Annotated in this window: 12 protein-coding genes; 10 read left to right on the forward strand and 2 right to left on the reverse strand. The window is 65.3% G+C overall.

Features of this window, described 5'->3' with window-relative positions:
* The first annotated feature begins 53 nt into the window (after positions 1–53).
* Together AC25M7_RS20975 and rarD are read left to right on the forward strand one after the other, a co-directional pair.
* Positions 54–1028: a serine/threonine protein kinase gene (locus AC25M7_RS20975; protein WP_028689073.1), complete on the forward strand. Its 975-nt coding sequence runs from the start codon at positions 54–56 to the stop codon at positions 1026–1028.
* Positions 1029–1092: 64 nt separating this feature from the next.
* On the forward strand, positions 1093–1980 hold the full coding sequence (gene rarD / locus AC25M7_RS20980; RefSeq protein ID WP_486971414.1) for an EamA family transporter RarD: 888 nt from the start codon (positions 1093–1095) through the stop codon (positions 1978–1980).
* A 248-nt stretch (positions 1981–2228) separates the two neighbouring features.
* On the opposite strand, the gene AC25M7_RS20985 is transcribed toward rarD, so the two are convergent.
* On the reverse strand, positions 2229–2747 hold the full coding sequence (locus AC25M7_RS20985; RefSeq protein ID WP_028689075.1) for a glycine cleavage system transcriptional repressor: 519 nt from the start codon (positions 2745–2747) through the stop codon (positions 2229–2231).
* A gap of 460 nt (positions 2748–3207) precedes the next feature.
* Between AC25M7_RS20985 and AC25M7_RS20990 the strand changes: the two genes are divergently transcribed.
* Entirely contained in the window at positions 3208–5385 is a 2178-nt protein-coding gene (locus tag AC25M7_RS20990; RefSeq protein WP_486971415.1) for a malate synthase G, read from the forward strand.
* A 78-nt stretch (positions 5386–5463) separates the two neighbouring features.
* On the opposite strand, the gene AC25M7_RS20995 is transcribed toward AC25M7_RS20990, so the two are convergent.
* Positions 5464–5913: a response regulator gene (locus AC25M7_RS20995; protein WP_028689077.1), complete on the reverse strand. Its 450-nt coding sequence runs from the start codon at positions 5911–5913 to the stop codon at positions 5464–5466.
* A 225-nt stretch (positions 5914–6138) separates the two neighbouring features.
* Here AC25M7_RS20995 and AC25M7_RS21000 point away from each other — a divergent pair, with 225 nt between their 5' ends.
* From AC25M7_RS21000 to AC25M7_RS21030, 7 genes are all read left to right on the forward strand, one after another.
* Positions 6139–8076 (forward strand): putative nucleotidyltransferase substrate binding domain-containing protein, encoded by a 1938-nt coding sequence (locus tag AC25M7_RS21000; RefSeq protein ID WP_062362909.1) that lies wholly within the window; start codon positions 6139–6141, stop codon positions 8074–8076.
* Positions 8073–8783, forward strand: a complete 711-nt coding sequence (locus AC25M7_RS21005) for a 3'-5' exonuclease (RefSeq protein ID WP_062362907.1) — start codon at positions 8073–8075, stop codon at positions 8781–8783. The genes AC25M7_RS21000 and AC25M7_RS21005 overlap by 4 nt, the downstream gene beginning before the upstream one ends.
* A gap of 166 nt (positions 8784–8949) precedes the next feature.
* Positions 8950–9468: an RNA polymerase sigma factor gene (locus tag AC25M7_RS21010; RefSeq protein ID WP_028689080.1), complete on the forward strand. Its 519-nt coding sequence runs from the start codon at positions 8950–8952 to the stop codon at positions 9466–9468.
* A complete protein-coding gene (locus AC25M7_RS21015) occupies positions 9465–10409 on the forward strand; it encodes a FecR domain-containing protein (RefSeq protein ID WP_062362902.1) in 945 nt (314 codons plus the stop codon). Before AC25M7_RS21010 ends, AC25M7_RS21015 begins: the two co-directional genes overlap by 4 nt.
* A gap of 149 nt (positions 10410–10558) precedes the next feature.
* Positions 10559–12991, forward strand: coding sequence for a TonB-dependent siderophore receptor (locus AC25M7_RS21020; RefSeq protein ID WP_182322278.1), 2433 nt, complete (start codon positions 10559–10561; stop codon positions 12989–12991).
* Positions 12992–13065: 74 nt separating this feature from the next.
* Positions 13066–14178 (forward strand): PepSY-associated TM helix domain-containing protein, encoded by a 1113-nt coding sequence (locus AC25M7_RS21025; RefSeq protein WP_486971416.1) that lies wholly within the window; start codon positions 13066–13068, stop codon positions 14176–14178.
* The gene (locus AC25M7_RS21030) at positions 14175–14351 is read left to right on the forward strand and encodes a DUF4175 domain-containing protein (protein ID WP_139121049.1); all 177 of its coding nucleotides are present in this window, start codon (positions 14175–14177) and stop codon (positions 14349–14351) included. Before AC25M7_RS21025 ends, AC25M7_RS21030 begins: the two co-directional genes overlap by 4 nt.
* The last annotated feature ends 24 nt before the right edge of the window (positions 14352–14375 follow it).

Consider the following 14375-nt stretch of genomic DNA (forward strand, 5'->3'; position numbering starts at 1 on the left):
GCCCGGGGTTTGGGGTAACATGCAGGCCGCAGTCCCCGCGACCGGAGCCTTTCATGTCCCATCCCTTCGACACCCTCACCCCCGACCTCGTACTGGACGCCGTGGAAAGCCTCGGCTTTCTCAGCGACGCACGGGTGCTGGCGCTCAACAGCTACGAGAATCGCGTCTACCAGGTGGGCATCGAGGACGCGCAGCCGCTGATCGCCAAGTTCTATCGCCCTGGGCGCTGGAGCGACGCGGCGATCCTCGAGGAACACGCCTTCACCCGTGAGCTGGCCGAGTGCGAAGTGCCGGTGGTGGCGCCGTTGCTGCACGATGGGCGCTCCCTGTTCGAACACCAGGGATTCCGCTTTACCCTATTCCCACGCCGTGGCGGCCATGCCCCGGAGCCGGGCAACCTCGACCAGCTCTATCGCCTCGGGCAGTTGCTCGGGCGCCTGCACGCGGTAGGCGCGAGTAAACCCTTCGAGCACCGCGAAGCGCTGGCTGTGGACAACTTTGGCCACGCCTCGCTCAAGACCCTGCTCGACGGCGAGTTCGTGCCCCGCGAGCTGCTGCCGGCTTATGAATCGGTGGCCCGCGACCTGCTCAAGCGGGTCGAGGACATCTACGCCCGCACCTCGTACCAGACAATCCGCCTGCACGGCGACCTGCACCCCGGCAACCTGATGCACCGTGACGACGTCTACCACGTGGTCGACCTCGACGACTGCCGCATGGGCCCGGCCGTCCAGGACCTGTGGATGATGCTCGCCGGGAGCCGCGAAGAGCGGCTCGGCCAGCTGGCCGAACTGATCGACGGCTACAACGAATTCCACGACTTCGACCCGCGTGAGCTGGCCCTGATCGAGCCGCTGCGCGCCCTGCGCCAGTTGCACTACAGCGCCTGGCTGGCGCGGCGCTGGGACGATCCGGCGTTCCCGCCGAGCTTCCCCTGGTTCGGCCAGCCGCGCTACTGGGGCGACCAGATCCTCGCCCTGCGCGAACAGATCGCCGCGCTCGATGAACAACCGTTGAAATTGTTCTAGGTCAACGCCGCGCTCTGTCTACAATAGGCGTCGCTTTATTTAGCTACCTAAGCAAGGATTCTGCATGCACGCCGCCAACCCGCGCCGCGGGTACCTCCTGGGCCTTGGCGCCTACATCATCTGGGGCCTGTTCCCCCTGTACTTCAAAGCGATCCAGAGCGTTCCGGCGGTGGAAATCATCGTCCACCGCGTGCTCTGGTCGGCCCTGTTCGGCTCGCTCCTGCTGCTGGTGTGGAAGCACCCCGGCTGGTGGCGCGAACTGCGCGACAACCCGCGGCGCCTGGCGATCCTCGCCCTCAGCGGCATGCTGATCGCCGGCAACTGGCTGACCTACGTGTGGGCGGTGAACAACGGGCGCATGCTCGAGGCCAGCCTGGGCTACTACATCAACCCGCTGATCAACGTGCTGCTGGGCATGCTGCTGCTCGGCGAGCGCCTGCGCCGCCTGCAATGGCTGGCGGTCGCCTTGGCAGCCTTGGGCGTCGCCCAACAGGTGTGGCAGGTGGGCAGCCTGCCCTGGGTGTCGCTGGCCCTGGCGCTGTCGTTTGGCTTCTATGGCTTGATCCGCAAGCAGGCACCAGTGGCGGCGCTGCCAGGGCTGGTGGTCGAAACCTGGATGCTGGTGCCCATTGCCATCGGCTGGTTGCTGCTGCACCCGACGGCCAGCAGCGCCAGCCCTGAGTTCTTCGGCAGCAGCGAAGCGCTGTGGCTGATCGCCGCCGGCCCGGTGACACTGGTACCGCTGGTGTGTTTCAACGCCGCCGCACGCCACCTGCCCTACACAACACTGGGCTTCCTGCAGTACCTGGCACCGACCCTGGTGCTGCTGCAGGCGGTGCTGCTGTTCGACGAACACCTGTCGTCGAGCACATTGATGGCGTTCGCCTTTATCTGGGCGGGGCTGGCTGTCTACAGCGTCGATGCCTGGCTGAGTTTGCGCAAGCGCGCCTGATCAAAAAATGATCATATTGCTGCAAGCCACGGATAACGTGGCCTGCAGCAAGCGCTCCAAAGGTTATCCACACCCTCGTCCCCGCCGTTTGTGCACAAGCCACTGAATAGTGGACGTTTTTTGCTCAAATCTCGCCAGGCCTTGCTGTAACTGGCCTCCAGCGTAGCGCCCCCAGCTTATCCACAGGGGCTTCCCCGCAAAATCGGGATAACCACCTCAGGGCCGCTTCGCGCCCCGGCGATCTCGAATCACTCCTCCGGCCGCAACCGCAACTCCACCATCAGATCATCCGCCAGGCTCTCCAGCCGCGCCTGCAGATCCTCCAGCGACAAGGTCAACGGCAACGCCAGCAATGCATCGGCATGAAACAGCGGCTCGCTGCTCATCGGCGCCGGCCGGACCTCGGTACTCAGGCGCTCGACGTTCACCCCTTGCTCGGCCAGCAAGCGGGTGATATCACGGACGATACCCGGCCGGTCGTTGCCCACCAGCTCCATGGCGATCGGTTTCCAGGTGCAGGACGGCTCAATCCCGCTTTCGGCAATGAGTACACGGATGCCGTGGTCACCCAGTTTCTGCAGCGACTCGACCAGTTCGGCATAGTTCTCCGCCGGCACCGCCACCCGCAGGATCCCGGCGAACTGCCCAGCCATGCGCGACATGCGGCTTTCCAGCCAGTTGCCATTATGATCGGCGATGCACTGGGCGATACGCTCGACCTGCCCGGCCTTGTCCGGGGCGATCACGGTGAGTACGAGATGGTCCACGGGCCACTCCTTCATTCGTCTGCGAAGGCCGCCCCAGGCGACCGGAATACGGGGATCGAATCAGTATAGGCAAGGCGCGGCAACCTGCCGCAGGACAGTCATGGCAATCAATCGTGTACTGTTTCAAGATTTATCTGGAACAATCCACCTGTTTTTTGCGAACATGTCGTCTCCCAGCGTGACCCCATGCGACCAACCGGTCGCAGAGCGACGCTTTTAGTCTGATGTTCACCTGCCTGCTGCTTCATGTAGTATGCGTCGACGCGGACTACAAAACGTCGTTTCGATGTCTGCCAAGGCGCCTGTGAAAATACGCCAACCGCCCGCCGGCCCGTCTGGCGAGCCGCACCCAGCCGCCCCCGGAGCACGTGGGCACGCACTGGTGCCGTGTTTAGAGAAGCGCTACAGGCTTAATACAGAAGAGCGAAAGCGAAATAGCTGAGCAGAGGTGAGGCAAGCAATGACTGGATACGTTCAAGTCGGTGGCCTTCAGGTCGCCAAGGTCCTGTTCGACTTCGTCAACAACGAAGCCATTCCGGGGACCGGCATCAACGCCGAGCAGTTCTGGGCCGGTGCCGAGAAGATCATCAACGACCTCGCTCCCAAGAACAAAGCCCTGCTCGCCAAGCGCGACGAGCTGCAAGCGAAGATCGACGCCTGGCACCAGGCCCGCAAGGGCCAGGCCCACGATGCCGTGGCGTACAAGGCGTTCCTCGGGGAAATCGGCTACCTGCTGCCACAGGCCGAGGACTTCCAGGCCACCACCCAGAACGTCGATGAAGAAATTGCCGTCATGGCCGGCCCGCAACTGGTGGTGCCGGTGATGAACGCCCGCTTCGCCCTGAACGCCGCCAATGCTCGCTGGGGTTCGCTGTACGATGCCCTCTACGGCACCGACGTCATCAGCGACGAGGGCGGCGCCGAGAAAGGCCAGGGTTACAACAAGCTGCGCGGCGACAAGGTCATCGCCTTCGCCCGTGCCTTCCTCGACGAAGCCGCGCCACTGGCCGCCGGCTCCCACGTCGACTCCACCGGCTACCGCATCGAAGGCGGCAAGCTCGTTGTGGCCCTCAAGGGCGGCAGCAACAGCGGCCTGCGCGACGACGCCCAGCTGATCGGCTTCCATGGCGACGCCAAGGCACCGACCGCCGTGTTGCTCAAACACAACGGCCTGCACTTCGAAATCCAGGTCGATGCCAGCACCCCGGTCGGCAGCACCGACGCCGCCGGCGTGAAGGACATCCTGATGGAGTCGGCGCTGACCACCATCATGGACTGCGAGGACTCGGTCGCCGCCGTCGACGCCGACGACAAGGTGATCGTCTACCGCAACTGGCTGGGCCTGATGAAAGGTGACCTGGCCGAGAGCGTCAGCAAGGGCGGCAAGACCTTCACCCGCACCATGAACCCGGACCGCGAGTACGCCGCCCCCAACGGTGGCAGCGTCACCTTGCACGGACGCTCGCTGCTGTTCGTACGCAACGTCGGTCACCTGATGACCAACCCGGCGATCCTCGACGCCCAGGGCAACGAAATCCCCGAAGGCATCCAGGATGGCCTGTTCACCAACCTGATCGCCCTGCACAACCTCAACGGCAACACCAGCCGCAAGAACACCCGCAGCGGCAGCGTGTACATCGTCAAGCCGAAGATGCACGGCCCGGAAGAAGTGGCCTTCGCCGCCGAGATCTTCAGCCGCGTCGAAGACCTGCTGGGCATGCCGCGCAACACCGTCAAGGTCGGCATCATGGACGAGGAGCGCCGCACCACGGTCAACCTCAAGTCCTGCATCAAGGCTGCCGCCGAACGTGTGGTGTTCATCAACACCGGCTTCCTCGACCGCACCGGTGACGAGATCCACACCTCCATGGAAGCCGGCGCCGTGGTGCGCAAGGGCGCCATGAAGAACGAGAAGTGGATCGGCGCCTACGAGAACAACAACGTCGACGTGGGCCTGGCCACTGGCCTGCAGGGCCGCGCGCAGATTGGCAAGGGCATGTGGGCCATGCCCGACCTGATGGCCGCCATGCTCGAGCAGAAGATCGCCCACCCGCTGGCCGGCGCCAACACCGCCTGGGTACCGTCGCCGACCGCCGCCACCCTGCACGCCCTGCACTACCACAAGGTCGATGTGCAGGCGCGCCAGCGCGAGCTGGCTTCGCGCACCCCGGCTTCGGTCGACGACATCCTGACCATCCCGCTGGCCGCCGACACCCACTGGTCGGCCGACGAGATCCGCAACGAGCTGGACAACAATGCCCAGGGCATTCTCGGCTACGTGGTGCGTTGGATCGACCAGGGCGTGGGTTGCTCGAAGGTGCCGGACATCAACGATGTCGGCCTGATGGAAGACCGCGCCACCCTGCGCATCTCGGCCCAGCTGCTGGCCAACTGGCTGCGCCATGGCGTGGTCACCCAGGATCAGGTGCTGGAAAGCCTCAAGCGCATGGCCGCGGTGGTCGACAAGCAGAACGCGGGGGACGCCCTGTACCGCCCGATGGCGCCGAACTTCGATGACAACATCGCGTTCCAGGCCGCCGTGGAGCTGGTGGTCGAAGGCGCCAAGCAGCCGAACGGCTACACCGAGCCGGTGCTGCACCGTCGTCGTCGCGAGTTCAAGGCGCGTAACGGGGTGTAAGCCACCTGCAACGCATCGCGGGGCCAGCCCGCTCCCACGCCAGTCCAGCGTGGGAGCGGGCTGGCCCCGCGATCGTTTTCAGCCCTGATCCATTCTCAACTCACGTCGCACCAGCTCCAGGAGCTTCCCCAGGTCCACGGGCTTGAGCAGGAAATCCACCACCCCCAGGTGCATCACGTCCACCGCCTCTTTCACATCGGTGTCGCCCGACACCACGATGATCGACAGCGCCGCCCGTTCCGATTCGCGAACCTGGCGGATCAGCTCCAGGCCGTCCTTGGGCTCCATGCGCAGGTCGGTGATCATCAGGGCGATACGCGGCTCATAGTGCAGCTTCAACATCGCCTCCTGCGCACCGTCGGCCGTCATGCAGGCGATACCCCGGCTCTTCAGGTACAGGCTCAGCGCTTCGCTGTTCACCGGGTTGTCGTCCACCACCAGTACCACGGGCCTGGGCGCGACGGGTGCACTCACCACGGCCAACGCCTCTCGCTCGGCGTCGCTCAGGATGTCGTCATGCTCTGCCATGGTCGTCTCGTCAAAAAAACCCCGTTATTCAAGTTCAGACCGCAAAACCCCTGCATGCAAACTGCCTTTCGTCGGCTATTTGACACCCGGGACAAGCAGCGAAACGTTCGTCGCGCCTTATAGACTTACGTCCAATGGGCACCGCAGAGCCGTCGTCCGACCATGGAGCCCTAGAACAACAAGGTCTGCGCTACATATGCAGACATACTTATCGCGGTCGGTTCCATGAGCAAAAAGGACGCCTACAGCCAGGCGGGCAGGACAGCAGTGCTGCAAAACATCCAGGGCACCCTGCAATTCCTGCAGCGTTTCCCGCCGTTCAACCAGATGGAACACAACCACCTGGCCTACCTGGTGGAGCAGTGCCAGCTGCGTTTCCACGCGGCCGGCGAAAGCATCATCAAGCCTGCCGACGGCCCGGTCGAGCACTTCTACATCGTCAAGCAGGGCCGTGTGGTCGGCGAGCGCCACCATGTCACCAAGCCGGGCACCGAGACCACTTTCGAGATCGCCAGTGGCGAATGTTTCCCGCTGGCCGCGTTGCTCGGCGAGCGGGCCACCCGCACCGAGCACCTGGCCGGCGAGGACACCTTCTGCCTGCAACTGGACAAGGCCGCGTTCATCCGCGTGTTCTCCATGTCCGAGGTGTTCCGCGACTTCGCCCTGCGAGGAGTCAGCAGCCTGCTCGACCAGGTCAACCAGCAGGTGCGCCAGCGCGCCGTGGAAACCCTGGGCACCCAGTACTCGCTGAACACCCCGCTGGGCGAACTGGCGCTGCGCCACCCGGTGGTGTGCGCGCCGGACACACCGCTGCGCGAGGCCGTGGGGCTGATGCACGAGCAGCAGGTCGGCAGCATCGTCATCGTCGACGACCAGCGCCATCCCATCGGCATCTTCACCCTGCGCGACCTGCGCCAGGTGGTGGCCGACGCCAGTGCCGAGCTGACCGCGCCGATCGAACGCTACATGACCGCCCGACCGTTCCACCTAAGCCCCCAGGCCAGCGCCTTCGATGCCGCCATGGCCATGACCGAGCGGCACATCGCCCACGTCTGCCTAGTGGACAACCAGCGCCTGTGCGGGGTGATCTCCGAACGCGATCTGTTCTCCCTGCAGCGTGTCGACCTGGTGCACCTGGCGCGCACCATCCGCCATGCGCCACGCCTGGACAGCCTGGTGTCGCTGCGCGGCGAGATCGGCCAGCTGGTCGAGCGCATGCTCGCCCACGGCGCGTCCTCGACCCAGATCACCCAGATCATCACCCTGCTCAATGACCATACCGTGTGCCGGGTGATCGAACTGGTCATCGCCGAGCGCGGCGACCCGGGCGTGCCATTCAGCTGGCTGTGCTTCGGCAGCGAAGGCCGCCGCGAGCAGACGCTGCACACCGACCAGGACAACGGCATTCTCTTCGAGGCCCGCGACGCCGCCGAGGCCGAGGCCATCCGTGCCCGGCTGCTGCCGCTGGCCCAGCAGATAAACCACAACCTGGCCCAGTGTGGATTCACCCTGTGCAAGGGCAATGTGATGGCCGGCAACCCCGAGCTGTGCCTCTCGCGCAGCGAGTGGACACGGCGCTTCGCCGGTTTCGTGCGCGAGGCGAGCCCCGAGAACCTGCTGGGCTCGAGCATCTACTTCGACCTGCGCGTGGTCTGGGGCGACGAGCAAGGCTGCGAACAGCTGCGCCAGGGCCTGCTGGAGCAGGTCGCCGACAATCGCATCTTCCAGCGCATGATGGCCGACAATGCCCTGCGCCAACGACCACCGGTCGGGCGCCTGCGCGAGTTCGTGCTGACCCGTCAGGGGGACGACAAGGCCGCCACTCTCGACCTCAAGGTGCAAGGCCTGACCCCGTTCGTCGATGGCGCCAGGCTGCTGGCCCTGGCCCATGGCATCAGCGCCTGCAACACCCTGGAGCGCCTGCGCCAGCTGATCGCCAAGGGCATCATCGACCCGCTTGACGGCGCCGCCTATGAAGAGGCCTACCACTTCATCCAGCAGACCCGCATGCAGCAGCACCAGCGCCAGACCCGCGAGAACCAGCCCTACTCCAACCGGCTCGACCCGGACAGCCTCAACCACCTGGACCGGCGCATCCTGCGCGAGTCGCTGCGCCAGGCCCAGCGCCTGCAAAGCAGCCTGGCGCTGCGGTACCAGCTGTGAACCTGTTCCCCTGGTGGCGCCCCGCCGCCCCCGAACTCACCGCCCCGCAGCGTCGTCGTCTGGCCCTGCTGCCAGGGCCGGCGCCACTGGGCGTGTGCTCGTTGCGTGAACAGCGCTGGGTGGTGCTGGACCTGGAGACCAGCGGCCTGAATCTCAATCGCGACCAGGTGCTGTCGATCGGCGCGGTGGCCATCGAGGACGGCGCCATCGCCCTAGGTCGCCCGTTCGAGCGCACCCTGCACCGGCCCGCGCAGAAGACCAACGCCAGCGTGCTGATCCACGGCCTGGGCCCCAGCGCCCTGGCCGCCGGCTGCGACCCGGCCGAGGCGCTGCTCGACCTGATGGACTTCATTGGCGACAGCCCGGTGCTGGCGTTCCACGCCCCGTTCGACCAGCGCATGCTGGCCCGGGCGCTGAAGGACAGCCTAGGCCTGCGCCTGCAGCATCCGTTCCTCGATGTGGCGGAGCTAGCGCCGATGCTCAACCCCGACACCGTGTTGCGTGAAGCCGGGCTGGACGACTGGATCGCCCGCTTCGGCCTTGAAGTCCAGGCCCGCCACCATGCCAGCGCCGATGCCCAGGTGACCGCGGAGCTGGCGCTGATCCTGTTCAGCCAGGCCCGGCGCCAGCAACTGGACAGCCCGTTGCAGCTAGAGCAGCGGGTGCGCCAGTGGCGGCGGCGCAAGGCGCACCATCACGGCCTCTGATCCATGCACGCTCCTACAGGAATTGCACATCACCTGAAGAGAACCGCAAAACGTTTGCGATTGCTGCCGGCAATCCGATAAGCGTCAATTGCGCCATCACCCCCGCCTCTGCCACAATCGCGAATAATTATCGTTAGTTAACGCATTCTTCCTCGGGGATCGCTTCTTGACGCCTGCGCACAGTCCACATGCCGAGCTGGTCGGAGCGCTGTATCGCGACCATCGCACCTGGCTGTTGGCCTGGTTGCAGCGCAGCACCACCTGCCGTCAGCGCGCCGAAGACCTGAGCCAGGACACCTTCGTGCGCCTGCTCGGTCGCGAGCGCCTGGACGCCCCCCGCGAACCCCGCGCCTTCCTGGTCGCCGTGGCCAAGGGCCTGTTGTTCGACCACTTCCGCCGCGCCGCCCTCGAGCAGGCCTACCTCGCCGAGCTGGCCCTGCTGCCCGAGGCCGAACACCCATCGCCCGAGCAACAGCACCTGATCCTCGAGGATCTCAAGGCTATCGACCGCCTGTTGGGCAAGCTGTCGAGCAAGGCCCGCGCGGCCTTCCTGTACAGCCGCCTGGACGGGCTGGGCCACGCCGAAATCGCCGAGCGCCTCGGGGTGTCGGTGTCCCGCGTGCGCCAGTACCTCGCCCAAGGCCTGCGCCAGTGCTATGTCGCTCTCTACGGAGAACCGACATGAACCACGCCCCGGTCTCCAGCCAGGTGCTGGAAGCGGCCATCGCCTGGAAGCTGTGCCTGGACGAAGGTAGCGGTACCCCGGACGAACGCAACGAATTCATGCGCTGGCACGCCGCCAACGAGGAACACGCCCGCGCCTGGCTGCAACTGGGCATGCTCGACCGGCGCGTCAACGCCGCCGCCGGCCCGGTACGCCACACCCTGCTGCAATCAAGGGCCGGGTTGCGCCAGCGCCTTGGCGGCCTGGCCGGCATGCTGCTGCTCGGCGGGCTACTTGCCTGGACCGCAGCGCCGACCCTGTCGCCGACCTACTGGCTGGCCGACCAGCGCACCGGCACCGGCGAGATGCGCACCCTGCGCCTGGAGGACGGCACCTTGCTGAGCTTGAACAGCCGCAGCGCGGTGGATATCGACTTCCGGGGCGAGCAGCGGCTGATCGTGCTGCACCGCGGCGAGATCTCGGTGGAGACCGGCCACAAGGACAGCCGTCCGCTGCTGGTGCGCACCGAGGATGGCCGCCTGCGCCCGCTGGGCACGCGCTTCCTGGTCAAGCGCGAGGAGGCCGGCACGCGCCTGGAGGTACTGCAGGCCTCGGTGGCCGCCAAGCCGCAGAACAGTGGCGACGAGCAGGTGCTGCGCGAAGGCCAGCAGGTGCTGATGAACGCAGACGGCCTGGGCCGGGTCGGCTCCGTGGCGGTCGGCAGCGATGCCTGGACCCGCGGCATGCTGGTGGTGGACAACGTGCGCCTGGCCGACCTGGTGGCAGCGCTCGGACAGTACCGCAGCGGCCACCTGGGTGTCAGCGACGAAGTCGCCGACCTGCGCGTGAGCGGCAGCTTCCCGCTGACCGACACCGACCTGGCCCTCGCCTCGCTGCAACCGGCGCTGCCGGTGAAGATCGAGCGGCGTACGCCGTGGTGGGTCACCGTTAGCGCCAAATAGCTTCAGCCACACTGCCCTTTGTGAAAGCCGGCTTGCCGGCTTCCAAAGGCTTCTGCAAATCAGTCGAAATTTTTTCAAAGCCCCCTGTCACTTTCCCAATCTCGCTCGGCAAGGAAGCAGTCAGCACTATTTCGTCGAGGAGCCGCTGCATGTCCCGTGCCGTTGATGCTTTGCTTCGCCCCAGCCTGATGGCCCTGGCCATCGGCCTGGCCGCCCCGTTGGTCAGCACCACCCTGTTCGCCGCCGAACAGGCCGCCCCGCGTGCCTACGACCTGCCCAGCGCGCCGCTGGCCAGCACCCTGAACCAGATCGCCAGCCAGGCCGGGATCGCCCTGGCGCTGGATCCGGCACTGGTCAGCGGGCGCAATTCGGCACCCGTCAGTGGCCAGTACGACGCTGTCGGTGCCCTGCAGGCCGCGCTGCGCGGTACCGGCCTGCAGCTGCAGCAGAGCAGCGCCGGCAGCTACAGCCTGGTGGCAGTGAACGAAGGCAGCCTGGCGCTGCCGGAGACCAACATCAACGCCAGCAGCAGCTTCGAGAGCGCCTGGGGCCCGGTGGAAGGCTACACCGCCAAGCGCACCGCCGCCGGCACTAAGACCGACACAGCGCTGGTCGAGGTCCCACGCTCCATTTCCGTCGCCACCCGCCAGCAGATGAGCGACCGCGGCGTGCAAAGCCTGGATGACGCGGTGAAGTACATGCCGGGCATCGTCTCGGCCAGTTTCGGCAGCGATACCCGCTATGACTGGATGCGCGTGCGCGGCTTCGAACCGACCCAGTTCCTCGACGGCCTGCCCCTGCCCCGCGGCGTGTATGCCAACCCGAAAGCTGAAACCTGGAACCTCGACCGCCTTGCGCTGCTGCGGGGCCCAGCCTCATCCGTGTATGGCCAGACCCCGCCCGGCGGTTTGCTCGACATGGTCAGCCGCCGCCCCCAGACCGAGAGCAGCCACGAGATTCAACTGCAGTACGGCAGCGACAACCACCGCCAGATCAACTTCGCCAGCACCGGCAAGCTCGACGAGCAGGGCCAGTTCCTTTATGGCGTCAGCGGCGTGGTACGCGACAGCGGCACGCAGATCGACCATATCGACAACAAGCGCTACAACATCGCCCCGAGCCTGACCTGGAACATCGACGAAGACACCTCGCTGACCTTCCTCAGCCAGTTCACCCGCGACGATACCGGTGCCACCAGCCAGTTCTACCCGATTCAAGGCACCAAGATCGACATGCCGTTCGGCAAGGTCTCCCGCCACAAGAACCTGGGTGACCCGGATTACGACTACTACGACCGCACCTATTACGCGCTGGGCTATGCCTTCGAGCATCGTTTCAACGATGTCTGGCAGTTCCGCCAGAATCTGCGTTACACCAAGTCGGAGCTTTCGTTCCAGACAATCACGGTCAGCAGCTACAACAAAGACTTTCCCCCGGTCACCGATGATGGCATTGCCAATCGCATGTCCACCAACACCGAGGAAAATATCGGCCAGTTCGCGGTCGACAACAACTTCCAGGCCGACTTCGCCACCGGTTCCGTCAGCCATACCGTGTTGATTGGCCTGGATCACCAGCGCACCAATCACGACTACCTGGCGATCTATGGTTTCGACTTACCGCCGATCGACGTCAACAACCCGGCCCATGGCCTGCCGATCACCCGCCCCGCTCGCTCCTCTGCCTATTACGATTACAACCAGAAGACGGTGCAGACCGGCCTCTATATCCAGGACCAGATGGCACTCGACAACTGGCGCCTGACCCTGGGCGGGCGACAGGACTGGGTTCACACCGGCACCAAGTTCTTCAACAAGGGTGATGCCACCAACACCCAGCGCGATAGCAAGTTCAGTGGCAACGCGGCGATCAGCTACGTCTTCGACTCCGGCCTGGTGCCCTACCTGTCCTATGCAGAATCCTTCCAGCCGGCCAGCAGCGCAGACGCGGACCCGCAGAAGACGTTCAAGCCGACCGAAGGCGAGCAATGGGAGCTGGGCATCAAGTACCAGCCACCGGGCTCCAACACCCTGCTCTCTGCCGCGGTGTACGACCTGACCCAGAAGAACGTCCAGGTCACCAACAACATCGGTGGCACACCGGTCACCAGCCAGACTGGCGAAGTGAAAGTCCACGGCCTGGAGCTGGAAGCCGTCTCCGACGTCACCGACAACCTGAAAGTGATCGCCGCCTACACCCTGGCCAAATCCGAAGTCCAGAAAGGGCCGTACAAAGGCAACCGCCTGCAACAAATGCCCAACCAGCAGGCCTCCCTGTGGACCGACTACACCTGGCATACCGGTGTGCTTGACGGCTTCGGCATTGGCCTGGGCGCACGCTACACCGGCAACCGCTACGGTGACGAAGCCAACACCTGGCTTGGCAAGAGCAAGGCCTACACAGTGTTCGACGCCGCCGTGCACTACGACCTGGGCCGCCTGGACAACAGCCTCAAGGGCGCCTCGGTGGCGATCAACGCCAGCAACCTGCTGAACAAGGACTACCTGTCCACCTGCGACGGCTACTACTGCTACTACGGCGACCAACGCAGTGTCGTCGCCAGCGCCACCTACAAGTTCTGAGTGGCCATCACGGGTCAAGCCTGTTCCTGCGGATCGTGGGAGCGGCTTGACCTGCGATCGTGTAAGGAACCGTGATGAAAAGCCAAACCATCCGCCGCTGGTCAGCGATCCACACCTGGAGCAGCCTGGTCTGCACGCTGTTCCTGCTGCTGCTCGCCCTTACCGGCCTGCCGCTGATCTTCCACCATGAGCTGGAGCACTTGCTTGGCGACGCGCCGCAGCTGCGCGAGATGCCCGCAGGCACCCCGCACCTGGACCTGCAGCAGCTGGTGCTCAAGGCCGAACAGCACCGCCCCGGCGAGGTGATGCAGTACTTCGGCTACGAAGAGGACGAGCCCAACGGCGTGGTGGCGATCATGGCCGCCACCGCCGGCACCCACCCCGACGATTCGCACACCTTCATGCTCGACGCGCGCTCCGGCGAGGCCGTGGCCATGCCGGCGGCCAACGGCGGCTTCATTATGCTGATGCTGCGCCTGCACGTGGATATGTTCGCCGGGTTGCCCGGCAAGCTGCTGTTGGCGTTCATGGGGGTGCTGTTCATTGTCGCCATCGTCTCCGGTACCGTGCTCTACGCGCCGTTCATGCGTCGCCTGCGCTTCGCCACGGTCCGCCACGACAAGTCGCGGCGCCTGCGCTGGCTGGACCTGCACAACCTGATCGGCGTGGTCACCCTGACCTGGGCCCTGGTGGTCGGCATCACCGGGGTGATCAGCGCCCTGTCCGACTTGGTGATCGCCGCCTGGCGCAACGACAGCCTGGCGGCGATGGTCGCGCCCTACCGCGACGCACCGCCGCTCACCGAACGCGCCCCGGCCACGCAGTTGCTGAAGATCGCCGAACAGGCCGCGCCCGGCATGCGTCCTGACTTCATCGCCTTCCCCGGCACGCGCTTCTCCAGCGAGCACCACTATGCGGTGTTCATGAATGGCGCCACGAACCTGACCTCGCACCTGTTCACGCCGATCCTGATCGACGCGCGCACCCTCGAGGTGACGGCCGTGGGTGATCGTCCTTGGTACATGGATGCAATGGGCCTGTCCCAACCCCTGCATTTCGGTGACTACGGCGGCCGGCCAATGCAGATACTCTGGGCCTTGCTCGATGCACTGACCATCATTGTGCTCGTCAGCGGCCTGTACCTCTGGTGGAGCAAGCAGCGCAAACCACAGAGGACCAAACCGTGAGCCACCAGTCGCAGACTACCGGGCGTATTTTCGCATGGCCAAGCGTGATCGCGGCACTGAGCGCGGCAGGGCTGTTCGCAGCCTTGCTTGGCGACGGCGCCTGGGACGTCCTTTCATGGCTGGGGTTGGGCGTACCGGCGCTGCTGGGGTTTCGTGCTCTCCTGCGCAGATGAGGTAATCGGCTAACACGTCCGTCG

It is taken from the genome of Pseudomonas sp. P106(2024) (genome assembly GCF_057480815.1).

Coding starts and splice junctions, on each gene's coding strand:
- AC25M7_RS20995 (WP_028689077.1), bottom strand. CDS start 5,913: ATGGCAGAGCATGACGACATCCTGAGCGACGCCGAGCGAGAGGCGTTG.
- AC25M7_RS20975 (WP_028689073.1), top strand. CDS start 54: ATGTCCCATCCCTTCGACACCCTCACCCCCGACCTCGTACTGGACGCC.
- AC25M7_RS21025 (WP_486971416.1), top strand. CDS start 13,066: ATGAAAAGCCAAACCATCCGCCGCTGGTCAGCGATCCACACCTGGAGC.
- AC25M7_RS21015 (WP_062362902.1), top strand. CDS start 9,465: ATGAACCACGCCCCGGTCTCCAGCCAGGTGCTGGAAGCGGCCATCGCC.
- AC25M7_RS21000 (WP_062362909.1), top strand. CDS start 6,139: ATGAGCAAAAAGGACGCCTACAGCCAGGCGGGCAGGACAGCAGTGCTG.
- AC25M7_RS21020 (WP_182322278.1), top strand. CDS start 10,559: ATGTCCCGTGCCGTTGATGCTTTGCTTCGCCCCAGCCTGATGGCCCTG.
- rarD (WP_486971414.1), top strand. CDS start 1,093: ATGCACGCCGCCAACCCGCGCCGCGGGTACCTCCTGGGCCTTGGCGCC.
- AC25M7_RS20990 (WP_486971415.1), top strand. CDS start 3,208: ATGACTGGATACGTTCAAGTCGGTGGCCTTCAGGTCGCCAAGGTCCTG.